General features: G+C 34.3%; 24 protein-coding genes. 10 read left to right on the plus strand and 14 right to left on the minus strand.

Features of this window, described 5'->3' with window-relative positions; translation table 11 throughout:
* Positions 1-12 precede the first annotated feature (12 nt).
* The 3 genes from J2743_RS03540 to J2743_RS03550 form a co-directional block, all read right to left on the minus strand.
* Positions 13-816 (minus strand): metal ABC transporter permease, encoded by an 804-nt coding sequence (locus J2743_RS03540; RefSeq protein ID WP_209625195.1) that lies wholly within the window; start codon positions 814-816, stop codon positions 13-15.
* Positions 817-860: 44 nt separating this feature from the next.
* Positions 861-1,604, minus strand: coding sequence for a metal ABC transporter ATP-binding protein (locus tag J2743_RS03545; RefSeq protein ID WP_209625196.1), 744 nt, complete (start codon positions 1,602-1,604; stop codon positions 861-863).
* 71 nt (positions 1,605-1,675) lie between these two features.
* Positions 1,676-2,575, minus strand: coding sequence for a metal ABC transporter solute-binding protein, Zn/Mn family (locus tag J2743_RS03550; RefSeq protein WP_209625197.1), 900 nt, complete (start codon positions 2,573-2,575; stop codon positions 1,676-1,678).
* A 109-nt stretch (positions 2,576-2,684) separates the two neighbouring features.
* Here J2743_RS03550 and J2743_RS03555 point away from each other — a divergent pair, with 109 nt between their 5' ends.
* A complete protein-coding gene (locus J2743_RS03555; RefSeq protein ID WP_342451628.1) occupies positions 2,685-3,083 on the plus strand; it encodes a CopG family ribbon-helix-helix protein in 399 nt (132 codons plus the stop codon).
* Between the two features lie 40 nt (positions 3,084-3,123).
* Here the strand turns inward: J2743_RS03555 and J2743_RS03560 are convergent, their stop codons facing one another.
* Both J2743_RS03560 and dmpI read right to left on the minus strand, forming a co-directional pair.
* Positions 3,124-5,220: a thioredoxin domain-containing protein gene (locus tag J2743_RS03560; protein ID WP_209625198.1), complete on the minus strand. Its 2,097-nt coding sequence runs from the start codon at positions 5,218-5,220 to the stop codon at positions 3,124-3,126.
* Between the two features lie 140 nt (positions 5,221-5,360).
* On the minus strand, positions 5,361-5,555 hold the full coding sequence (gene dmpI, locus J2743_RS03565) for a 4-oxalocrotonate tautomerase DmpI (protein WP_209625199.1): 195 nt from the start codon (positions 5,553-5,555) through the stop codon (positions 5,361-5,363).
* A 717-nt stretch (positions 5,556-6,272) separates the two neighbouring features.
* Between dmpI and J2743_RS03570 the strand changes: the two genes are divergently transcribed.
* Positions 6,273-6,698: a hypothetical protein gene (locus tag J2743_RS03570; protein ID WP_209625200.1), complete on the plus strand. Its 426-nt coding sequence runs from the start codon at positions 6,273-6,275 to the stop codon at positions 6,696-6,698.
* Between the two features lie 109 nt (positions 6,699-6,807).
* Here J2743_RS03570 and J2743_RS03575 read toward each other — a convergent pair whose 3' ends face one another.
* The 5 genes from J2743_RS03575 to J2743_RS03595 all read right to left on the minus strand — a co-directional run bounded on the left by J2743_RS03575 (position 6,808) and on the right by J2743_RS03595 (position 10,502).
* On the minus strand, positions 6,808-8,061 hold the full coding sequence (locus tag J2743_RS03575) for a tetratricopeptide repeat protein (protein ID WP_209625201.1): 1,254 nt from the start codon (positions 8,059-8,061) through the stop codon (positions 6,808-6,810).
* A 125-nt stretch (positions 8,062-8,186) separates the two neighbouring features.
* On the minus strand, positions 8,187-8,537 hold the full coding sequence (locus tag J2743_RS03580) for a hypothetical protein (RefSeq protein ID WP_245248012.1): 351 nt from the start codon (positions 8,535-8,537) through the stop codon (positions 8,187-8,189).
* A gap of 87 nt (positions 8,538-8,624) precedes the next feature.
* Positions 8,625-9,263: a SatD family protein gene (locus J2743_RS03585; RefSeq protein ID WP_209625202.1), complete on the minus strand. Its 639-nt coding sequence runs from the start codon at positions 9,261-9,263 to the stop codon at positions 8,625-8,627.
* A 559-nt stretch (positions 9,264-9,822) separates the two neighbouring features.
* Positions 9,823-10,206, minus strand: a complete 384-nt coding sequence (locus tag J2743_RS03590; protein WP_209625203.1) for a DUF2283 domain-containing protein — start codon at positions 10,204-10,206, stop codon at positions 9,823-9,825.
* A complete protein-coding gene (locus J2743_RS03595; RefSeq protein WP_209625204.1) occupies positions 10,203-10,502 on the minus strand; it encodes a DUF4258 domain-containing protein in 300 nt (99 codons plus the stop codon). Before J2743_RS03595 ends, J2743_RS03590 begins: the two co-directional genes overlap by 4 nt.
* Positions 10,503-11,089: 587 nt before the next feature.
* Here J2743_RS03595 and J2743_RS03600 point away from each other — a divergent pair.
* From J2743_RS03600 to J2743_RS03610, 3 genes are all read left to right on the plus strand, one after another.
* Positions 11,090-13,393, plus strand: a complete 2,304-nt coding sequence (locus J2743_RS03600; RefSeq protein WP_209625205.1) for a PAS domain S-box protein — start codon at positions 11,090-11,092, stop codon at positions 13,391-13,393.
* 572 nt (positions 13,394-13,965) lie between these two features.
* A complete protein-coding gene (locus J2743_RS03605) occupies positions 13,966-14,343 on the plus strand; it encodes a hypothetical protein (protein WP_209625206.1) in 378 nt (125 codons plus the stop codon).
* 170 nt (positions 14,344-14,513) lie between these two features.
* Positions 14,514-15,341, plus strand: a complete 828-nt coding sequence (locus J2743_RS03610; protein WP_209625207.1) for an LCP family protein — start codon at positions 14,514-14,516, stop codon at positions 15,339-15,341.
* A 412-nt stretch (positions 15,342-15,753) separates the two neighbouring features.
* Here J2743_RS03610 and J2743_RS03615 read toward each other — a convergent pair whose 3' ends face one another.
* Positions 15,754-16,395 (minus strand): tetratricopeptide repeat protein, encoded by a 642-nt coding sequence (locus tag J2743_RS03615; protein ID WP_245248014.1) that lies wholly within the window; start codon positions 16,393-16,395, stop codon positions 15,754-15,756.
* A 393-nt stretch (positions 16,396-16,788) separates the two neighbouring features.
* Between J2743_RS03615 and J2743_RS12130 the strand changes: the two genes are divergently transcribed.
* The 5 genes from J2743_RS12130 to J2743_RS03635 all read left to right on the plus strand — a co-directional run bounded on the left by J2743_RS12130 (position 16,789) and on the right by J2743_RS03635 (position 20,476).
* On the plus strand, positions 16,789-17,652 hold the full coding sequence (locus tag J2743_RS12130; RefSeq protein ID WP_280904270.1) for an ABC-ATPase domain-containing protein: 864 nt from the start codon (positions 16,789-16,791) through the stop codon (positions 17,650-17,652).
* Entirely contained in the window at positions 17,552-18,541 is a 990-nt protein-coding gene (locus J2743_RS12135) for a P-loop domain-containing protein (RefSeq protein ID WP_280904272.1), read from the plus strand. The genes J2743_RS12130 and J2743_RS12135 overlap by 101 nt, the downstream gene beginning before the upstream one ends.
* 288 nt (positions 18,542-18,829) lie before the next feature.
* Entirely contained in the window at positions 18,830-19,153 is a 324-nt protein-coding gene (locus tag J2743_RS03625; RefSeq protein WP_209625347.1) for a DUF2085 domain-containing protein, read from the plus strand.
* A gap of 49 nt (positions 19,154-19,202) precedes the next feature.
* Complete coding sequence (locus J2743_RS03630) at positions 19,203-19,799, plus strand: zinc ribbon domain-containing protein (protein WP_209625208.1); 597 nt, start codon at positions 19,203-19,205, stop codon at positions 19,797-19,799.
* A 344-nt stretch (positions 19,800-20,143) separates the two neighbouring features.
* Positions 20,144-20,476 carry a zinc-ribbon domain-containing protein gene (locus tag J2743_RS03635; protein WP_209625209.1) on the plus strand — a complete coding sequence of 111 codons (333 nt, stop codon included), beginning with the start codon at positions 20,144-20,146 and terminating at the stop codon, positions 20,474-20,476.
* 182 nt (positions 20,477-20,658) lie between these two features.
* Here the strand turns inward: J2743_RS03635 and J2743_RS03640 are convergent, their stop codons facing one another.
* The 3 genes from J2743_RS03640 to J2743_RS03650 all read right to left on the minus strand — a co-directional run bounded on the left by J2743_RS03640 (position 20,659) and on the right by J2743_RS03650 (position 23,717).
* The gene (locus tag J2743_RS03640) at positions 20,659-21,336 is read right to left on the minus strand and encodes a hypothetical protein (RefSeq protein ID WP_209625210.1); all 678 of its coding nucleotides are present in this window, start codon (positions 21,334-21,336) and stop codon (positions 20,659-20,661) included.
* A 294-nt stretch (positions 21,337-21,630) separates the two neighbouring features.
* On the minus strand, positions 21,631-22,353 hold the full coding sequence (locus J2743_RS03645; protein ID WP_245248016.1) for a restriction endonuclease: 723 nt from the start codon (positions 22,351-22,353) through the stop codon (positions 21,631-21,633).
* Positions 22,350-23,717, minus strand: coding sequence for a B12-binding domain-containing radical SAM protein (locus J2743_RS03650; protein ID WP_245248018.1), 1,368 nt, complete (start codon positions 23,715-23,717; stop codon positions 22,350-22,352). The genes J2743_RS03645 and J2743_RS03650 overlap by 4 nt, the downstream gene beginning before the upstream one ends.
* Between the last annotated feature and the right edge of the window lie 8 nt (positions 23,718-23,725).

Genomic DNA, 23,725 nt, shown 5'->3' on the forward strand with positions numbered 1-23,725 from the left:
TAATACTTAGATTCATTCCATGACTTTCTGAAGTAAAGATGAAATAAAAAAGCCTAAACCCAGTGTAAGTACGATGGTAGCTCCAGATGCAAGGTTGAATAAATAAGAAAGGTATAATCCTCCCGTGGTGAGTATCATTCCCAGAATCACTGCCAGTATCATCATTCTACCTATTTTATAGGTGTATTGTTTGGCAATGGCTGCAGGGATGGCTAAAAGGGCAATTACCAATATAACCCCAACTACTTTAATCATTACCACTACTGAAAGAGCCACCAAAGATAGAAGGAGAAGGTATATGGCTGTGGTGGGCATTCCAACCACGTGACTGAATTCTTCATCAAAGGAAATACCCTGAAATTCTCTCTGGAACACCACAACTGTTATTATGATTGCCACATCCAGGATGAGCATGATGAACAGATCGTTAAATGGGACAGTGAGTATGCTCCCGAAAAGATAGGTCATTAGATCTGGCACATAACCTGGTGTTAAATTGATAAATATGATACCAATGGCCATTCCTATACTCCAAAGTATTCCAATGGCAGTGTCGTCACTGATTTTAACTTTTTTGCTTGTGAACCCCATGATCAGGGCGGATACTATGCTGAATGGTATGGCTGCTAGTATGGGATTTATTCCCATGAAATATCCCAGACCTATGCCTCCGAAGGCTGCATGGGAAATTCCTCCGCTGATGAAAACTATCCTCTTTATCACCACATAAGTTCCCACTAATCCACATGCTACACTAACTAGAATGGCTGCCATGAATGCATTCTGCATGAAAGTGTATTCAAGAATTCCTGTCATGTTTTCTTTGTTCCTTCCATATTTTTCTATGATTTATCTGGAGATTAATGTTTCTTTAGGACTCTATGAGGAATCCCATGGCTCAGTAGATCAATGGGACATCTATACATTTTTTCCAGTGGTCCTGCTGCATTTTCTGCTGACCCATGATAGAAGAGTTTCTGATTCAGACAGGCTATGTTATCCACGTGGCTGGAAACTGCCCCCACATCATGACTTACCAGTACTATGGCCATTTTATCCCTTAGTCGTGACAACAGATTATAAAAGGAGTTCTGCATTTCAGGGTCTATGCTGGCCATTGGTTCATCAAGTAGTAATAATTTGGGTTCTCGTACAATTGCACGGGCAATGAATACTCTTTGCATTTGTCCTCCAGAAAGCCGGCTTATTTGACGATCCTTTTTATCCAGCATGCCCACTTCCCTCAAGGCTTTTGTAACCTTTTTTCGGTCATCATCCGAATAATTTTTTAAAAGACCGTGGTATCTTCCGGATAAAACTGTGTCAAAAACATTTATCGGGAAATCCGGGTCAAAAGAGACATGCTGTGGGAGATATCCAATGGGATTATCAGGATTACCTGGCTGGTTACCAAAAACTGTTATGTTACCATGATCCACTTTAATTAACCCTAATATTGTTTTGAGTAAGGTGCTTTTACCCCCACCATTGGGACCGATTATGGCTAAAAAATCGTTGATCTTGATGGAAAGATTTATATCCTCTAAAACGGGCTGTTCATGGAATGTTACAGATACTTCTTCAATTTCAACCGCATTTTCCATTATAATTCACCTTAGATTAGATTTAAATCTTATAATTATAGTTTCAATATTTTCAGTTGTTAAAAATAACTTTAAGTGTTGGCAAAGGCTTCTGCTACCTTCTTCATGTTGTCCAGGTAATTTTCACTGAGTGGATCCACTACTACTACCTTTCCTCCAATTTCATCGGCAATGACTTTTGCATTGCTGGAACTGAACTCTGGACTTACAAAGACAACACTGATGTTTTCCTGCTTAGCCTGGTCTATCAGGTTAGCTATACCCTGGGGAGTGGGTTCTTTTCCCTCATCCTCAATGGATATCTGGTAGAGATTGTAATCTCTGCAAAAATAGGCCCATGCTGGATGGTAAACCATTATTTTGGTATTGTTTTTTCCACTCAATATTTGTGTAATGTTTTTATCGAGTTCATCCAGTTGTTTTAGGTATTCATCCTTATTTTTGGTATAATAATCCTTATTTTGTGGGTCGATCTCAACCAGGCTTTCGTACATATTTTCCACCATGATCTTGGCGTTTCTGGGTGAAACCCATACATGTGGATCGCTGCCTTCCTCCTGCTCGGCTGTGTTGGGAATTAGTTCAATTCCCTGTGAAGTGTTTACTACTTTCATCTGGGGGTTCATTGCTGTGAGTTTATCCATCCAGGTTTGTTCGAATTCAATGTCTGATCCTACCTGAAAATATACATCAGCATCTTCAACTTCCTTCATCTGGTTGGGTAGGGGTTCATAGGTATGTGGATCAGCACCTGAGGGTACCATAACAGTAACATTAACCTTATCCCCACCGATACGTTTTGCGAACTCTTCCTGAGGTCCAATAGTAACCACCACCCCTATCTTCCCCCCGGAAAGTTTTGATTGATTATCTGCATTGGAGTAATTATTTTCTATGATGTATACAGCAGTTGCTATAAGCAGAATTAAAATTGAACATACTATAATAGCGTATAGAACTTTTCTTTCCATTGTGGCACCTGAAAAATGTATAAAACTGGAATTATATTGGTTTTATTAATATTTATAAATTTTCTTAATAAAAATTAGCAAGGTATTTATAGGGAGTTATTAAAACATCATGGCTATGACTATTATTAGTGTATCTCTTAGTGAAAAACTACTAAAAGAGATTGATGCTCTGAAAGAAGAAGCAGGTTTTTCTGGCCGTTCCGAAATAATTCGGGCCAGTACCCGTCTTTTGATCAGCGAAAATGAAGAAAAAAAAGATTTAGAAGGACATATCAATTCCATACTCATCTTAATCCATCCTCAAAGATTAGAAGATAAAGTAACCGAAGTCAAACACCATTTTGAAGACATAATTCGCACACAAATCCACAGCCACTTGCAGGATAACCAATGTCTTGAACTCTTCATCCTGGAAGGAGATGCAAGCAGGATAAGAGAGTTATCTCACCTTTTAAACCGAAATATCAAGACTGTTTACTCAAAACTTGTTTCACTACCTCATGAATGAGAAAAAAATTAAATTTTGAGTTTTAATCTTGTTTAACCAATTACCTTTTTTTGAGAATCTCAAACAACTCTTTTAGGCTATTTATGGGTGGATAACATGCTCCATCCCCACAAACATATAATGTAACCTGATTATTGACTATATTTTTATCTTCCAAATTTTCAATTAATTCATTTAAAATTTTGTTATCCAATTTTAATACAAAAACACAGTTAGGGAGGTACTTTTTCCTTAATGCATCTATGACTCCAGATACGTCTCTGTCATCTCCAACGATTATAATTTCAAATGAAGGCCCGAGTTTTAAGGTAAATCCAGAAAGGAACATGGTGAAAGCTGCTGGTGACCGCTCCATTAGAGGTGCAAAATACTTCTCCAGAACAAGAGATGCCTCTCTATTTTTGGAATTTCCAGTTAAAAGGTAGATCCTTTGAAGGTTTAACATTTGCACAGAATTTCCAGAGGGTAATGCAGAATCATAGGCATCTTTCTGCCTTACCAGCACTTCCGGAGTATAGTCTGGGGTGAAAAAAAAGGCTCCCTTTTCCTTGTCCCAGAAATGATCCATGAGTTTTTGGTTAAAGTTCATGGCCATGTTTAGATAGTCTGGTTGGAAGGTGGCCTGGTAAAGTTCCAGTAAACCCCAGATCAGGTAAGCATGGTCATCAAGATTACCATCCACAGCTGCCTGACCATCTCTCCATCGATGCATCAAGCGATCCTGAACTTGTAAATGGTTAGTTATGAAGTCCAAAGCTTCTATCGCTGCTACGATATAATTTTCCCTTTTGTAGGTCTTACCTGCCAGTGCGAGTGCAGCAATGATAAGACCATTCCAGTCAGTGAGTATTTTATCATCCTTGTGGGGGTGTATTCTCAGCTCGCGGGTATTGAATAATTTTTCCCTTGCACTCTCCATTTTCCACCAGAGTTCATCCTTTGATTTTCCTAATATTGATGAAAGTTCATCCCAAGTTTTACTCCGGTAAATTATGTTTTTACCCGTTTTTTGACCGGTTGCCTCTTCTTTGTAGTTTCCTTCTGGAGAAACATTGAACACTTGGCAAAAGATCTCTCCATCTTCTGGTCCCAGTAATTTTAAAATTTCATCCCGGGTCCACAGGTAGAACTTTCCTTCCTCCCCTTCACTGTCTGCATCTTCAGCTGAATAAAAACCCCCTTCAGGAGATTTCATGTTCCGTAAAACATATTCTAGGATTTCTTCAGCAGTTTCCCTGTATCTTGTTTTTCCAGTGGCTTGATATGCCTCGGTGTAAGCCATTACCAGAAGCGCCTGATCATATAACATCTTCTCGAAATGTGGTTGGATCCAGTGGCGATCTATGCTGTAACGATGAAAACCGAAACCCACTTGATCATACACCCCTCCCTTTACCATGGCATCTAAGGTTTTTTCCACCATGGTAAGAGCGTTCACATCATCAGTGAGTTTCCAGTAACGTAATAAGAATAATAAGTGATGTGGGGTGGGAAATTTCTGATATTCACCGAAACCTCCATATTCATCATCAAAGTTATCCAAAATGGATTGATATGCTTTTTTTAAGATGTTATCTCCATGTTCTTTACCAGTCTCAAATTGAGACAGTTGTTGCAGTGATGAAGTTAATTCTTCTGCAGATTTGACCAGATCAGTCCTACTATTCTCCCAGAGATCCTTAACATTTAAGATTAGATCCCTGAGGCCTGCACCTCTACTTCCACTCTCTTTGGGGAAATAAGTTCCTGCAAAGAAGGGTTTAAGATCCGGGGTCATGATTATGGTTAATGGCCAACCCCCGGTGCCGGTGATCATCTGACATGCAGTCATGTAAACCTTGTCAATGTCTGGCCTTTCTTCCCGATCCACTTTAACTGATACGAAGACCTGATTCATGAGTTCGCCTATTTCAGGGTCCTGAAAAGATTCTTTGGCCATAACATGGCACCAGTGACATGTTGAATAACCAATTGATAAAAAAATAGGTTTATCTTCTTTTTCAGCCTTTTGGAATGCTTCATCACCCCATGAGTACCAATCTACAGGATTATCGGCATGTTGCAGTAGATAAGGGCTTTTTTCAGTTTTCAAATGGTTTTTGTAGTTTTTAGATTTGAGGGAATCTTTTTCAGACATGTTACCGCCATGATTATTTTTTTTAGTTTAAGATAAATCTTTTTTTTCTTCAATCTTCTTTTATTATCTTAGATCTTCATTTATTATCACAGATCTTCATTTATTATCAATTTTTTAGATTTCTATTTGGTATGAGCTTTTCATTCATCCTGTTGGCGATCGCATAGTAGGATGTCGCCCACACCCACGTTTTCAGATTCAACTTCATTGATTATGATCACCATGGCGGTAACCGGAAGGTTGAACACTTCACTGGCTTTTTTGGCAAATGAACTGACAAGTTCTCTTTTCTGATCCTTGTTCATTGGTGGGGCATCTATGGTTATAACTGGCATGAAACTTCACCTCCATAATTTTTTTAAACTAACATGATTTCTCTTTGCAATACTATTATTAGTTCCATATCCATCATCTCCAAATCCATGATATCATAGATAACTAGAATACGATAACTGAATTTGGAATTTTTGAATTTGGAATTTTATCATATTTCTTTTGTTTTTGGTGATCAATAAATTTTTGGTGATCAATAAATTTATCCTTAAATTGGTAGATATGTCACTAGCAGGGTAGATTTATTTCCATAAAATTTTCCACATTTATCTTTCCAATCATTGGATATTTTTAAAATTTTGAGAAATCCATGTATCTACTAATTTTAGTATACATCTAACAGTTAATATTGAATGATTTTTAAAGTTTTTAAAAAAAGATAATTATCATTATATGGGAACAGGAATAATTGAATATAATATTTATCAAGATCTACTTGATTAAAAATGATTCTGTACTATCAATCCAACAATTATTTTGGTGTATCAATCTAACAGTGATCAAAGTCCATGAATTCATTCTATGAATAAACATTAATCAAATGAAATTCAAAAAATGAAATTCAAATTTTTTCATTCTAAAGTAGCCGCCAATTTTTAAATGATGATTGAATGATCATTCATTTATGAATCCTGTAGATTTTTAATAATATTTAATAATCAATTCCCCCCAATGACATTACAAAGGAATTCACCAAAAACCAGTAAGGCGACTTAAGTATGAAAGATAACTATACCCTAAAAAAATCGAAGGATGCAAGTTCTCCAGAGAACACCCAGTCTCATATTAAAAAGTTGGAGATGGAACTTGCCAAGAAAGAATCAGAAATTGAATTCCTTAAAGAAAAATTCAACAACAACCAGGAGATCCTTCTGGATGTTATTGAAGAGAAAAAACAATTAAAAAAACAGGTTCATGAGTTTGAAGTCAAACAGCTCGATGAAAAACTCAATAATTTTCAACAATTGCAACGAGAAAAGCATAAAATTGAGCATAGATTATTTATCACCAAAAAAAATCTCGATGAAGCACGCACTGAACTGGAATTCCGGAAAAAAATAATTGAAGACCTGGAAAATCGTGGGATAACGGATTATATCATGGGTAATTTTCCTGAAAGCCTAATCAAGTACAATAAACGATAGCCCCCGTAGATACATTTTAAACAAAAAAAAGTATGCAATCAATAAGTCATGTGCATGCCAATTTTAATTGGTGTCAACTGGTAGTTACACTCTTTTACACAACGCTGATTTAACCCAATTTTTTAAGACACTTGTTTTTAATCTCTTCAAATTGTTTTTCAGTGATGGCACCCATATCAAGTAGTTTTTTTGCCTTTTCAATTTCATCCAGAGGATCTGTTTCATGTTTAATCATAGATCCTTCAGTTGAGAGTGATTTAAGTTTCTCATGGAAAACTGTGCCCACTTTAAATAGTTTTTCCTGAACTACATCTTCGATGTATCTTCCATCTGTACTATCTACCTTGTTCATCTCAATTTCTGATTTATTTTTTAATTTAATTACCAGTTCTCCCCTTTGCACACCTTCATGGATGTTTAATAAACTTTCATGGAACTTGACACTTTCAATATCCTCATAATTAAAAAGCTGTGCATGTACACCGTTAGTATCTTCCCTATTTTTTATGGATATACCGTCACCAGAAATTGAAATTTCAACTTCGGATCGGGTTTTTCTATTATATCCCAGAAATTTAGAGGGTTTATCTGTCTTCAGGAGGGGTTTGGTTTGGGAAATTCTTTCCTGAACCCGGTCAACGAAACTGCGACCATCTCTGGACGAGAAACAGTTGATGATGAATTGAGCGCCTTCAGCATTTAACAGTATTTTCCCGGATAAAACACTCTTTTCAAATTCAATAGAGTCGATCTGGTTGTATCTGATGAAAAACAGGTCTTCTTTGATTTTGTCAAGGAAATCAACATCACAAAATCTTAATCCATTCATCTGACCGTATATCTTCACTATCCGATCTTTTAATCTTCCTTCAACTTCCAGATCAGTACTGGTAATATCGAACTGGTCTTTTAAAGGGAATATTCTTTTATAATCGTCGAATTTGTTAACACCATGTTTAAGTAGTGTTTTAAGGTTATTACGTGCGATTTCAAGTTCTCTTTCATATTCTGGTCCAGCGTTTTCCTGGAATATTTTAAAACTTTCAACTGCTTCTGTGTACTGTTTTAACTGTACCAGGGGGAATGCTTTTAGATAATAACCCATTACGTATTCCGGATCCATTCTAATAGCATGTTCTAAATCATCGAGAGAGTCTTCATAGTTTTCCAACTTGTAATTTGCCTTCCCTTTCTCCCCCCAAACTGTAACGTTATCTGGGTCATGTTTCAAAGCTTCATTGTAACATTCAATGGCTTCACTAAACTTATTTTGATTGTAATACTCCTGACCAGAAGCGATCCACTCATCAGTGGTTTTTTTCCCGCTTTCACCATCTTTCCCTTTATCACTAAACAATTTCATCCATTCCCCTCCCAAGAACAGATCCCCTAACCTCATAAGAATTTATTAATCTTCTCTATTCTGTTTGCTAGTTCTTAATATAATTCTCTTTAGTAGGATCCAGGTTAATTCAACTCAGATGTGTTCTAAAAATTAAAGTTTCCAAAAAGTAATTTAAATATAATTCCAACTACTAAAGCAACGGTGATACTAGCAAATGTCCCTAATAAATAATATTCAGCGAAATGTCTTGTATTGAGTTCCTTGAATCTTGCTATAGATTTTGCACCAAATACAATAGATATGGCTGCATATTGATTTGTCAAAACTAAAGTGAAAATAATTATCCTTTCGAATATTCCGATGTATTTACCTGCTTTATCAATACCAGAGTTTTCAACATTTGTACTGAAGGGTTTTAGGAACATTTGAATTGCAATTCCTAAAATTACCATTAATCCATATCCTAAAATTAAAATAAATAGTTCTAACAACATTCAATCACACTTTTTTCCTCAACTTTTGAACCTTATTTGGATCAATTTAGAATTTGAACCTTATTTGGATCAATTTAGAATTTGAACCTAAAGTGGATCATGGGGATCGTTTCTAGTTAACTCATTCTGTAAAACTTTTTCCCCATATTTTATCATGGAATATTTGCCAGCTTCTAAAGTCTTATAAATACTTCGATTTCCAATATTAAATTCAAAAGCGGCTTTCTCTATTGCAACTGTATTTTCATTATGGTTTCGATAAAATAATATAATTTCCTTTCTTCTATCAGTCCAACTCCACATTATATCAAATGTAAAATTGAAGATACATTCAATCAAATCATTATTCTTTAAATCACTTTTAAGAACGACCCACCTATTCTTCTTTTTGGCAGTATTCAAAGCTTTTGAAGAAAGATGAAAGGCTTCACCGTCGATTTCTTGAACATAGTTGCTTAATGGTGTAGAAATAGGCCCAGTTCCAACGCCTAAATAAAAAGGATGATTAATTGTTTGGAAAAGTGAGAAATAAATATCAATTATAATATTATATGTAGAGATCATCCCTTGAAAACCATCTCCACCAATAATTCTAAAGTCTGAAACAATATATTCATTGAAATTAGAATTAAGTTCATTAATTGCATTTTTCAGATTATCTTGGGAAAGAGATCTATTATTAATTTTTTTGGATGATTTTAAATCACCAGTGATAACTATATACATAATTTCACTTTTTGCATTACTTAACTTAACATGGCCATTTAATTTTCTTTAACGTTGTTAAAAATGCTTTTAAAAGTTTTATATTTGTTACAATGTCATATGCTTATTCCTAATCATAAATGTTTCTACTTAATATATTGGTCTTCATTATTGAATTATAGAACAACACCATGTTAATGATGTAAGCAGATTAACCCATAACCCCAACAAAATAAATAGGAAGTTTTTAGATGCGAAAATAATTTCATAATGAAAGTTAGATTACTTCGTTAAACGTTAATATTGTTAGCCACAAGTTCGTTTAAATTTTGATTCATAAAATTTAACAACCAATATTGAAAGGTCATATAACAATATATTTTAAAAAATTCCCATTGTTTTTTTCTTTAGATCTCGACCTATATCAAACCTAAATCTCGAGTAGTTAGTAAAAATTATTAACAGATAGATATTTCTGAATGGATTAAATTTATGAGGTATGATCAAACAAACATTTTTTTTAGACGTATACTGCTGAGTGTTATTATTCAATAGAAAAGAAGAAATTTGTTAAATAAAATTATGCTGTTGCTAAACCTAAACTAGCAGTTGTATTTGGTAAGTTGAGATCATTAGGAGCTTCTATTAAAATTGGCTTCTCAATGTTTTTTTGATGTACAGGTACAGTGAAAGTAAAGTCTACCAGAATAAAATCTTTATTTACCCCAATATTTCCTCTAAGCTTTTTAAGATTTTTAATTGAAAATTTATCTACACCGAGAATTTTGGATACGTCCAATATTTCAAAAGATACAATTTCTCCTTTTTTATCAAAATCTAATATGATATGATCATTAATCTCTATAGATTCCTTATACTCTATGTCACCACCTATAAACATGAATAAGGAATCATTAGGAGCATCATAATCTTTTAAAACCTTTAAATCGCTTACGTTTTTCATTTGCGTACCCTTCTATCCTTATTCTGTATATATGTAGTTATGACTTTTATATTTTTGTTTTGCTCAATACCAATCACTATAATAATATCATATTCTTTTATCTTAGGATGTTCATAAAACACTTTATATTTATTATTTTTCTTATGGTTATAACTTTGTTCTAACATCCCTTTAATTTCTAGATTTGTTAAACAATCAATGATCAGTTCTTTATCTAGAGATCTTTCTAATAATCTTTTTTTAGTATGATCAGTTATTATAATTTGATTTGCAGTAGTTTCTGATAAAATTTGCATTGCTTTTTGCTAAATTTATAGTACCACCACATTATTAGTTGAAATTTTAATAAAATGTAAAAAATACTTTATTCAAAATTATTATCTACTACATTTAAAGATTTGCTAATTGATTATAATCTTACTTTTGCTAATTGATTATAATCTTACTTCGTAATAGGCGCGTTTAACGAAGTAAATTTATTATAATTCTAATTGAATTTTAATAATAAAGCCATTACATATTACTAGAACATAACTATGGAAAAGATGAGTATTTTTATAAATTAGGGTAGATGTGAGGGTACTTTCATACTAAATTTTGAATTTTTAAGAATTTATAGAACTTATATTCTCTTAAAAAAAATATTTGAAATCGATTTGTAATTTTGAATTCTAAGCGGTTTAATGTAATACATTTATGGAAAAAAGGAAAAATAATTTTTTATTCTTCTAACCTCTAAAAAATAGATTATCCCCTATTCAATATTAATTTTCATTTGCATATTATGAGTGAGTACCCTGCCAATGTGCTTTATAAAACTTTCTATTTTCATCCAGTAGCAACTGATAACCCATAGTATGATCAATTGAAAATGGGGTTTCTAATGACTGATACTAGCATACTTCTTGCAATGGATGATTTTTCCCAGGCCAGTAAAATCAAAGAAATCCTATCTTCAGCGAATTTTAACACGATTTCTGTTTCTGAATTCGAAAAAAAAAATTGTTTATATCCTAAAGTTTATAATACCCATAATACTGAATTTAATTTTAACTATACTAACATTAATACTGTTGATCTTGTTTTAATGGATAAGTCATTCACAAAAAACCATTCGCTCCTGAATCAATTAAAAGAATTGCATAGGGAAACTTACATTCCCATTATTTATATTACTTCTAATTCAGATGAAACTCCTATTGGTAGTTTTGATTCTAATGTAATATACCTCAAGAAACCTTTTGAATCTCGAGAGCTTTTATTAACCCTGGAACTGGTTTCTATCAAGTACAAGATGGAAAATGCTCTTTATGAAAGCGAAGACAGGTATCGTCTACTAATTGAGAATGCTGATGATCCCATTGCCATCATCAACTACAATGGCGAGTTTATTATGGTAAATCCTAGTGCTGCCCGATTTTTTGGATGCAAAACAGAAAATTTCCAGGGAAAAACCATGTGGGATGTTTTCCCCAAAGAACACGCAGATTCCCAGATAGAAGACATAAGAAATGTTCTTGATAACAATGAAGGGCAGGTTTTTGAGGGGAAAACAATCATCAGAGGTAAAGAACATTATTTCCGTACAAATATCCAGCCCATGCCCATAAAAAATGGTGGAATGAAAATGGTGCAGCTTATTGCCCATGATGTAACCCCCTTAAAACAGACAGGAGAAGCCCTCCAAAAAAGTGAAGAAAAATTCCAAGAGGTTTTCAACAATGCCAATGATGGTGTCTCCCTACATAGCATTGAGGATGATGGTTTGCCTGGCAGATTTTATGAAGTGAATGATGTGGTGTGCAATAGGTTAGGTTACACCAGGGAAGAACTATTGGAAATGGGCCCTAAAGATGTTATAACTCAAGAAACATGGCAAAAAATGCCTAAATTAATGGAAAAACTAAATTCCAAGGGTAAAATAATTTTCGAAGCTGTACAGATCAGCAAGGACGGGAATGAGATAATAACCGAGATCACCAATCACCTTTTCAATTTTCAAGGGCAAAACATGATTACATCCATATCCAGGGATATTTCTGAGCGTAAAAAAGCTCAAACCAGGTTGTTACGTATTTTAGCAGGAATTGAATCTACAGAAGATGCCATAGGAATATTAAAACCCGATGGTTGTCATTTTTATCATAACCACTCTTTTAATGAACTATTTGGGTACTCAGTGGAGGAACTTAATGTACCATTAGGTCCGGTTAAGCTCTTCGTGGACAAGGATCTGGGAAATCATATTTTTCAGATAATAATGGATGGGGGAAGTTGGGACGGAGAATTGGAGATGATTAGTAAGTCTGGAAGAGTTTTTCCCGCTTTTATTAGAGCTAATGCTATTAAAAACAATGATGATCAGGTTATTGGTTTAATTGGGGTTTTGAATGATATCACAGAAAGAAAAAGAGTTGAATATGCTCTAAAAACTAGTGAAGAAAAGTTCAGGAACCTGGCTGAAACTGCAGTAGATGCCATTATAATCATTGACACCGATGAAAAGGTTGTATTTTGTAATCGTAGCCTGGAAAGAATCTTTGAGTATAGTGAAGAGGAAATATTGGGAGAATATTTTGATACTCTGATTCCTAAAAGCCATGTTGAAGATTTTCAATTGAAATTAGATTATCATCATCAGCATGATTCCGAGTCAGGAAATGTATTTGATTCCTTTGGTATGCGTAAAGATGGAAGTGAGTTTCCACTGGAGATGTCCTTAAACACATGGGAAACCGAGGGTGAAATATACACTACCTTCATTATTCGTGATATTACCCAAAGAAAATTAAATGAATTTAAAATGAAGATGCGAGAGGAAATATTCCAGTTAATGTCTGAGAACATCGATGAAGTTTTCTGGCTTATCGACCCTCTTACTGGGCAAATTCTCTACATGAGTCCATCATATCAGAAAATATGGGGTGATAGTATTGAAAATCTATATCAAAATCCCAGATCATGGATTGAGTCCATACACCCCCAAGATAAGGATGAATTCATTTCGTATATATTTGGAAAAAACGGAAGTTCACAGCACCGAGAGGGAATAGAATGTAGAGTTATTCGTCAGAATAACGATCAAATATTGATAAGGGTCAGAGCATTCCCTGTAATAAATCAGAATAAAGAGATATACCGCAGAATTGGCATAGCAACTGATATTACCGGTACAAAAAATATATAAAATAAATAAGAAAAAACAATAACTTGATGAGTTTTGTTACAATTAACTATCTTAGATTACCACATCGTTACATTCACACTGATTTAACTTTTTTTTTAATTATAGTAACCAGTATCCATCATCTCTACAATCATATGAGAAATTTATAATGCTTTTTGTGAAATTTATCACAATATGCAGTTTAAAAATATAATTGTTTGTGAATCAATTTAATAATTAGAGGTAACTATTCAGTTTCATAGACAACATTGCTCTGGACTTATACTGTGTTTCAAGCCATATCTTTAATTAATAACTGGATTTTTACCTTCACCGCCGAAATAACAAACCCCTGTCCTGATTAGGGATAATCCGCCGCCATTCCTCTTCAGGACACTCCTTATTTTAAGATTTCTCATTATTGAGTTTGTTTAATCTGGGATGATATTGGATTGCCTAAATTTTAAAATATCCAAATGATCTACTGTCTAAAATAATAATACAAATCTATTTTAATTAAAAATTACTCAGATTTTTTTAGATATAATTTTATTTAATTAAGATTAAAACATACATAAAAAAAAGTGATAACTATGATGTTTCCCGATGATAATCAGGAAATAGCAGACTTTGGTTTAATCTGCCCGGAATGTGGCACTGCAAATCCTGATAACACAGAATATTGCATATTCTGCGATAAAAATTTATCTGAAATCGTGTTATTTTTAGAAGATGATTCATTTGATTTAGAGATAACTAAAAACTGCTTAATAGAATACCGTAAAACATTCTGGGGTGACAGTAGAACTGGTAAGGTAATAAAATATCCTCTGAAGGAAATTAGCAATATTGAATTCGGATCACCCATCACCCGTTTAAAATTTGATTTTAATGGTAAAAGGCAGGTATTGCCCCTTAGGGAAGAGAATATGGAAAGTTTAAAAGCTCTACTTTCTAAAATCATAGATTGACATATTGTCTATGAAAAAGGGCGTGTTATATCTATTATAGATAATATTTATTAAAAGACAGTGCAATGTTAAAAAACAAGGGAAAATAATATTATGCTTAATAAATTAAAGTCGCATGGGCTTTCATTAATGATAATAGACGTAATTATTTTAAAATTGGGGTTTTTTAGATGAATAAAAAAATATTAATTTTAGCGTTAATTGGAATCTTTATTTTAGTGGTGGCCAGTTTCTCATTTTTACTTTTTACCTCTGAAACAAATTCCCGTGAAAGAATTAATATATTATTATTAGGCGCAGATGCTCGTACACCTCAAACACACGGATTTACCGATTCTATTGAGATTCTATCCATTGACAAAAACACTAAAGAAGTTTCCCTTCTTTCTATACCACGTGATACCCGGGTACAAATTGTGGGAAATGGTGTAAATAAAATTAACCATGCATATGCCTATGGAGATGTGAATACCACCATAAAGACTGTGGAGAATTTTTTGGATGTGAAGATTGATTATTACATACTGGTTGACTTTACTGATTTTAAAAAAATGGTGGATACCCTGGGTGGTATCACTATGAATGTAGAACCACATGTCTCTGCTGCAAGACCTGAATTACATGGAAAAACTGGAGAAAGTAGATTAACTGGTGCAGAAGCTTTAATTTATCTTCGTTTTAGGTCCGATAATGCTTCTGAGGGTGGACGAATGAAAAGACACCAGCAAGCAATAAAAGCTATTATCAATGAAGCATTAAAACCTTCTAACATACTGGAAGCTCCTACCATTTTTAATATGCTAAGAGAAAATGTGAAAACTGATATTCCTCCACTGGAAACAACGGTAATTGAGAAATTAATTACAGGTTTTGACATTGATAATGCTACAACCGGAGTTGTTACCGGAGAGTACACCCATATTAATGGAATAAATTATATGATTCCTGATATGAATAAGACTGAAGAAACAGTTATTAAATTGGGGCTAAGAAATTAATCCCATTGAAATGTACTTAAATACTAAAATAAAATTTCAATACATCAAATGAATGCAAAAGATTGATTAGATCTTTTCATGGGGACATATCAATGAGAGAAAAAAATATTTTTTTTTCCAAAACCAGAATCATAACCACAAACTTTATATAGGATTATAATACTAATAATCATTTGTGTGTGGACACTACACATCTAAACTTTCCAAGTAGAATCTTGGAACTAGATAACCCCAAAATGAGTCTATCACACATCAAACCCCTCTAGGTTTCAACCAGGATTTAACTCTATTTTTCGGTTGGAACTATACATGCTTCCAGAGAATTGAAGCCATTTTTTCCCCCTACAAACCCCCTTCTCTCTCTGGAAGCTGTATTAATATTTTCTGAATTAATCATATTATTTGGTGTGATTCATCTCCTTTTCTCATTTTCAACCTTTAATTTTAATTCAAAAATTAACGCCCATGCCTCCTCAACCTGGGGAGAAAAATTAGAGGATGACAGTTCAATAAACTTTTCTAAAGATTTGATTGCTCCTTCATAATCACCAAGGAAATTCTGAGCAGATCCTTTACCAGCCCAAGCTTGAGCATAATTCGGATTTAGATGAATAGCATGGTTAAAAGACTCTAAAGCTTCACCATATTTTCCTAAACTGAATAAAGCAGTCCCATGATTGTTCCAAACCTCATCATTATCTTTTTTAAGTTCAAGGGAATGATCAAAAGCTTTTATGGCCTCTTCGAATCGTTTTTGGGCTGCGTACAGCACTCCCAGATTAGACCAGGCCTGTGAGTTATCTGGTTCAAGATCAAGGGCCACTTCAAATGATTCAAGAGCTTCATCTTGAAGTCCCACACGAAACAAAGCCACACCACGATTATCCCATATTTTACTATTGTGTGGGTCAAGTTCCAGAGCTTCATCAAAATACAAAACAGCAGTCTTATATTTTCCTTCCTGAATGAATTTAATCCCTGTTTTAAATGAATGAATCATTTTTTCCTTTTTTTCATCTTGTTCCTGTTCATTTCTGGAATTTTCAATATCCAACTATTTCACCTGAATAGTTTATAACAATCAATGTGATTATTAATTATTGTTAAACAATAGTCTTAAAATTATATTGAGTATTTTAATTTAATCCTAAAGTTATATTGAATAATTAATAATTGATCTTAAAGTTAGAGTAAAATTCGCATTTTTAACCACCGCCTAGTACTGTCCATACTAACCATCGGCGTGGTAACATTTGGATGATCCTTTGTCGGCGTTTACAACGGAAAGAAAATCTAGCCCCTCTTTGAAGGTAAAATAATTATTAGGTGGATTAATATTAATTATGAATTGGGTTTATTAATTATGAATTGGGTTTAAAATGTTTCTGACACATTTAATTTGATCTGGTTAAATAAATTAAATTATGATAATCCCTGGAAGATTAAAATGGAAGATAAAGAAAAACTATTTAAATCTTTAAACAGGATTAATGGACGCGGATACAAGGCTTATCTTGATTTGAAAGGTAGTTATGATTTTGGATTCTTCACACTTTTCATTGACCATGTGCAGAGGGATCCCTTTGCCAGTCCCTCACTTTTCCGTGTGGAAGTCCCTGAAATTTCATTCCCTCACCATTTATATGAGAACATTGAAAGGAAGGTCGCGCTGGAAGATTATATCTCCAGGGCATTCCAGGGTGGTATTAGAAGGCATTCTGGTTACCGGACTGGTAGTGGAAAAAGTGGGATAATTCAGATTGATAGTGGCAGTCAAGAAATTCTCCAGCGTAGCTGTGTGAACATTGATAATAATTCACTTGAAATACGCTTTCAGGTTGGGTTACCAGCAAAAGGTAGGCGAATACTGGGTAAAGAAGCCCAGAAGATTATCTTGAAAGTTATACCTGAAATAGTGTCTTCCTGTTTATATGAAAATTTGGATTATGATATGATACTTCGGCATGTTAACGGCTTTGAAGATGCAGAATATATTAGAAATCAACTTAAAGAGGAGAAACTGGTTACTTTCATTGCTGATGGTTCCATTCTCCCTAGGATAAGTGGAGTTTCCGATAAACCACTCCTCAATGCTGTTGAACTCAGATCTCCCTCATCATTACAAATATCTTTAGAAACCCTCCACCAGGATACTGTAACCGGGATGGGACTTGATGAAGGTGTTAATCTTATTGTAGGTGGTGGGTATCATGGTAAATCCACCCTGCTTAGGGCAGTTGAACTGGGTGTTTACAATCACATCTTTTGGAGATGGGCGGGAGATGGTGATTACCAGGGAAGATGCAGTTAAGATACGGGCAGAGGATGGTAGGCCCATTGAAAAAGTGGATATAAGCAGTTTCATCCATGACCCTCCTGGTGTAGAGGATACTAGCTGTTTTTCAACACAAAATGCTTCAGGTTCCACTTCACAGGCATCTAATATCATCGAAGCCGTGGAGGCAGGGTCTAAACTTCTCTTATTTGATGAAGACACATCAGCAAGCAATTTCATGATAAGGGATGAAAGAATGCAACGACTTGTTCCCAAAGATAAAGAACCAATAACTCCATTCATTGACCGTGTTCAGGAACTTTACGAAGATCAAGGAGTTTCTACCATCTTAGTGATGGGAGGTTCTGGTGATTACTTCCAATTTGCTGATACTGTTATATTGATGGAAAATTACTTGCCTTACAATGTTACTGAAGATGCCAGGAAGGTTGCCAATGAAATGCCACTTAACAGGATAACAGAATCACCAGCTAAGTTCAGTTTCAAACCCCGAATAGTCCGTGGTGAATCTATTAAACCATTTAAAGGCAGGAGATTGAAACTTGACAGCCGTGGAGCTTCAACATTGCTGGTGGGTAAAGATACTGTTGATCTTTCACAGGTGGAACAATTAATTGATTCCAGTCAGACCCGAGCTATCAGCTACATTTTTTACCATTGTTCCAATAATTTCAGGGAATTTCCACAAAAAAGAAATTCTCCCGGAAAAAAAGTGTCTAACCCTTCTCAAATCACCATGAAAGATGTTCTGGACTTGGTGGATAATGTGATTTGCAAGGAAGGTCTTGATGTTCTGGCAGTTCCTGGTAGGAAAAATCCACCTAATCTTGCCAGACCACGAAGATTTGAGATTGCAGCGGCCATTAACAGGCTCAGGACAATCGTTGTTGACGATTGTGAGTAGTGAAGCATATTATGGGTTGTAAAAATTGATGTAAGCCAAATAATGAATTCAAAAATTATTCGAGTAAAGTATGATTAAGTAACCAAATTAACTATTTTTTTACTCTATTTTGAAGAAATTTTACTTTGTATTGGTATTACATCAAAATATTTAAATTAAGTAACAACCTACACAGTATTTAGTGGTTTAGTTGTAATACTCGGGGTGGGATTTTTTTTGAAAATAAAAATAGATATATGAAGGAGGTAGTTTACATTAAGTACGTCTCCTGATGAAACGGATTTTAAAATTTCTAGTTTAATCTGTCACAGAATCCCTGAAAGGACATTCAAAATTAAAGGACATTGTTTTCCAGTTTGTTCAAGATGTACAGGGTTTTACATTGGTTCTTTTTTCTATTACATCATAGCTTATTTTGTTTATGTGGAATATACAATCTTTTTAATTTTTTTGGCCATTTTAATGACTATGCCCTCATTATTAGATGGTTTCACCCAATTAATTGAGTTGAGGGAAAGTAACAATATATTAAGATTATTAACCGGTTTAATAGGGGGTGTTGGACTAGCAATATTAATTAAAGCTCTTAAATGGATGATAATAATGTTTTGAAGATTTTTTAATTATAAGTTCAAGATAGAATAAAAAAAGAGGAGATTAAATGACAAAAATTTGTCCTAAGTGTAACAAAGTAAATGCAGATTCATCACAATTCTGTGAAAACTGTGGTGAAGAATTATCAAACCCCGCCAAAAAACCAATTAAAAGCGGAGGATTCGGTGAGTGGTGGGGTAAACAAGGTTCCGGTGTTAAATCAGGTATAATAATAGCAGGAATTTGTTGTATAGGATTAATAGTAATAATTGGTCTGGTAGGAATGACCTCTCCTGATGCTTCAACAACAGATAACACAAGCACCGATACAAATACTGATACCAATAGCGATACAACAGATACAAATACTGATACAACAGCCACTGAAAACCCTACTGAAGTTACAATTAACCAATTATACGGGTCTAACATTAAAGAAGGAACACTTGTAAAGGTTACTGGAACTGTTCTACAATCAGATGGTTATAGTCTTAGGATGGAAAACACTGATGGTCAGGATATATTGGTTCAGGGATGGGATTTAAGTGCATATGAAGATCAGAGTGTTACTGTAGTTGGAACATTTATAGGTCCGACTTCATATGAAACAACAATTGGTAGTTCAAGAACCGTGCCCACTATAGACGATGCGGAAATAGCATAGATAATAAAATAATCCCATTATTTTATTTTTTTTCTAGACTATGACTAGTTTTCGATGCATATAAATTCTTTTTCTTCATCAAAGTTTCAATGAATTTTTAAGTTTTATAAGAATTAAATTCATATTTTAGATATTATAAATTGTATTGGAATATACTAATCCGATTGATTATGATAAGAATTAACTATCTTTATTGAAAATTTATCTCCTATGAGTTTGAATTAAAAAGTATTATAATCAAAAAAGACGAAAAATTCTAATATTTAAATTATCAAATAAAATAATGTAAAAGAGTTTGAATCTAATTCCAATAAAAAAAAGTCTAATATATAGGAGGTATTCTCATGGTTTACTGTCATAATTGCGGAACAAAAAATGATGATGATGCTGAGTTTTGCTCCAAATGTGGGGAGCCTTTAAAAGAGGTTAGTGACTATGGAGGACGACGCCGACCCCGACGTGATGACAGATATTATCGTGAAAGACATGAGTGTTTCGGACTTCCCCATGGTAATATTATTGGTCCGTTAATTGCAGGGGTCATTCTAATCTTATTAGGTTTGGCTTCATTCACCGGATTCAAAAACATTTGGACCTATATCTGGCCTGCAATAATCATTATTGTAGGGCTGTTAATAATAGTAGGTGCAATCTACGGTACCCAGAGAAGGAACTAAAAACTTCCTTTTTATACTTTTTAAGGTTCACTACCTTTCAAAAAAAATAGTTAGCTAAATCAGTGATATCTTTTTAATAGCTCAATTTATAACAATTTAATATCACCAAAATAGCAAATTAAATCATTCCATGATAAAAGAATAAATCTTATTTTATTAACTAAACAAAAAGTAATATCTGATTATTTTCCTATTTTAACCTTGTTTAACTTCCAATTTAGAAAACTAATCAATCTTTTCGCATCGCTTCTTTTTACATCATTTAATTCGATTTTGCCTTTATCAAGTTTAATTACCAGGGTTACTTTCCTTGGAGCAAATATATGATAACCAGTTTCTACTAAAACACCTATTCTGGATTTTTTTTGACCAGGTTCCTGTTTAACTATGACATCTTCCTTATCTTCTATATCAACAATATCTTCAAACTTAATGAACTGTCCTTCATCAGTTTCGATTCCCTTATCCATTATTTTAATGTGTTTAGTGTTTTTATCTGCTTTAATTATATATTCCCCTTTAGTTTCCAATATTTCCTGGAACTCTGTAGCCAGTTTAATTTGTTTCATTCGGGATTTATATTCCAATGTAACCTTATAATCTTCAAGGGTTTTTGATTGTTGTACTGGAAGTTCCTCTTCAGGAAGTTCCTCTTCATATAATGGAGGGTTATATTCATCATGTGAAGATTCATATTCATCGTATTGTAGGTTATTTTCATAATTTTCTTCAGTAAAATCAAGGCGTTCTGAATATATTAATTCTCCTCCACATTCACATTCATTGCTAAAATCTTCTGGTTTTTCTCCCGGTTGAAGTTCATAATAACCCCCACATTTAACACAGATCAAATAACCCATCAACAACACTCCTTTAATACAATTTATTGGATATTCATCTAAGAAGTATAATCTAAGAAGTATAATAATTTCTAATAATGCTTTCTAATATTAATTACGTTTTAATAATCCTATAATGATTATGAATTTCTATTGATTTTGAGTATGCAAGTCGCACACTAACTATTTGTACCCATATAACAGAATTAGTTTATTGTTAGAATATCACTAAAAAATTGTAAATAAGGGATTAGACACATGAAAATCAAACAATATGAATTCACGAAAAAATAACCAGTGACATTAAAATATTGTTTATTTATAGACACAAGTAGATCCATTCAAACAATCCTTGCATATCCTTTTGTGGCTGGATTCAGAAATCATCATCCTGGTTAAAATCCACAACATGATCAAAACCAGGAAATATAACTCAATAACCCAATTTGCCGTAACAATGTCCACTCCCACGAGAATCAGGAATGATCCCATAACCAGGGCCATGTTCAAAATGAATTTAAACGTTTTTCCCAGACTAAAGAATACGATAAGGAACAATGTTAAAAATACCATACATAATCCCATCCAGAATGAAATTTCCCCATAACTTGGAGGAAATCCATGAAAATAATATATCACTGTTCCTATGATGGTAATGAAAGCCCCTATCGAGAGCCCTAGACATCCTGGACAGTATTTGTTTCCTTTGATGTATAATGTGTGTGAAGTGAACTTACCGCAATCAGGATGGTGGCCTTCAAATTGTATATTGCTGTTTTTAGTAGTTTTTTCGGAATCTTCTTGAAATTTCATTAAGGTTTTACAGGTTGAAGGATAGGTAGCAGCTAAGATCCCCACTAAGCATATTATAATAAAAATGGATAGAATAGCTGTTTTCTGAAAAGAGTAGTATAACCTTGTTTGAGGAGCCCATAAATACAGTATCAGGAGAAAGAAGAGTCCCAAAAAGGAGATGGTAATAAGGAAGATGGATTGAAAGTCAGGATTGTTCTTTCTGAATCCAAAGATTAACTTCAATATAAACCCCTCAAAGCTTGCAGAAGACCTTGACCTGCCATGTAACGATAGGTTTGGCGTTTGAACTTGTTTCGTGATAGAACCCCACCGATCCTCCGCTTCATACTCCCATAAAAACTTCGGTAACACATGTACAGTTCTTCCTGCACTTCACTCCTCGTGAGGTGTTCTGTGGGCATTACTGCATGGACCATGTCATAGTTGGCCCAGTTATCATCCTCCAACCAATCATTTTTATGTGCGGTTTTGTAAAGGGCAGTTCCTGGGAAGGGAGTGAGTATCATGAAAATGGCAATATCAGGATCCACATAGTTGACATAGTCTCTTAGTTTCTGAAGGGATTCATGAGAATCTTGCCTATCTCCGGTGATGAGGGTTGCCTGGGAGAATATGTCATTTTTTTTAAGAATATCCATGGACAGTTTAGAATCAGATGCCCTGATCCCCTTGTTATAGTTATCCAGCACATTATCATCATGACGTTCCAATCCTGCCATTATCCAATAGTTACCGGCTTTCCTCATTTTAGGAAGGTTATCCTGGTGTTTAATTATATCATCACTTCTTGCCTGGAGGAACCATGTCACATCTTCAGAAATGCCCCTGTTAATTAATTCATCACAGACATTAGCAGTTCTTTTTCCCAGTCCAAAGTTATCATCAGTCAGCCATAGAAATGTGGTTCCATATTCGGAGTAAATATGTTCCATTTCATCGGCAATTCTTTTTGGAGATTTAGATCTCCATTTACCACTCCAATGTTCCCATTGGGAACAGAAAGTGCATTTATGGGGGCAACCACGAGATGCTTCAACCAGGGCATATCCTGCACCTTTATAGGCCATCATTTTGAAATTATATTTCTTCATATGTTCTTCCACAAAATGATAACCAGGGAAGGGTAGATCATCCAGGTTACTGATTAAAGGGCGAGGGGGGTTATTGATGATTTCGTCATTGTTCCGGAATGAAAGTCCCTTAACATCCAGGAGGGATGTTTCCTCATCAAGAGATTTTACCAGTTGGTATAAGGTGACTTCTCCCTCTCCTCGAACTACGAAGTCTATTTCAGGATAGTTTTTCAGGCTTTCATCAGCCAAAGCAGTGAAATGCTGACCACCTACAACAGTTTTAATATCCGGGTTCACTTTTTTGGCAATTTCAATTGTTCTGAGGATGGTGAAAGTGTTACAAGTGGCAAGTGCACTGGAAACAATTACATCAGGCATTGCTGATTCAATGTATCTTTGAAGTTTACTCCATCCAAAATTTTCTGCCTGTGAGTCCAGAACCTTTATATCCCATTCGGTATTCTTTGACTCTAAATAGGCTGCTAATTGAAGTATTCCCAGTGGTGGGGGCATATACTCTC

Source organism: Methanobacterium petrolearium, from assembly GCF_017873625.1.
In the GTDB taxonomy this organism is placed as follows: domain Archaea; phylum Methanobacteriota; class Methanobacteria; order Methanobacteriales; family Methanobacteriaceae; genus Methanobacterium; species Methanobacterium petrolearium.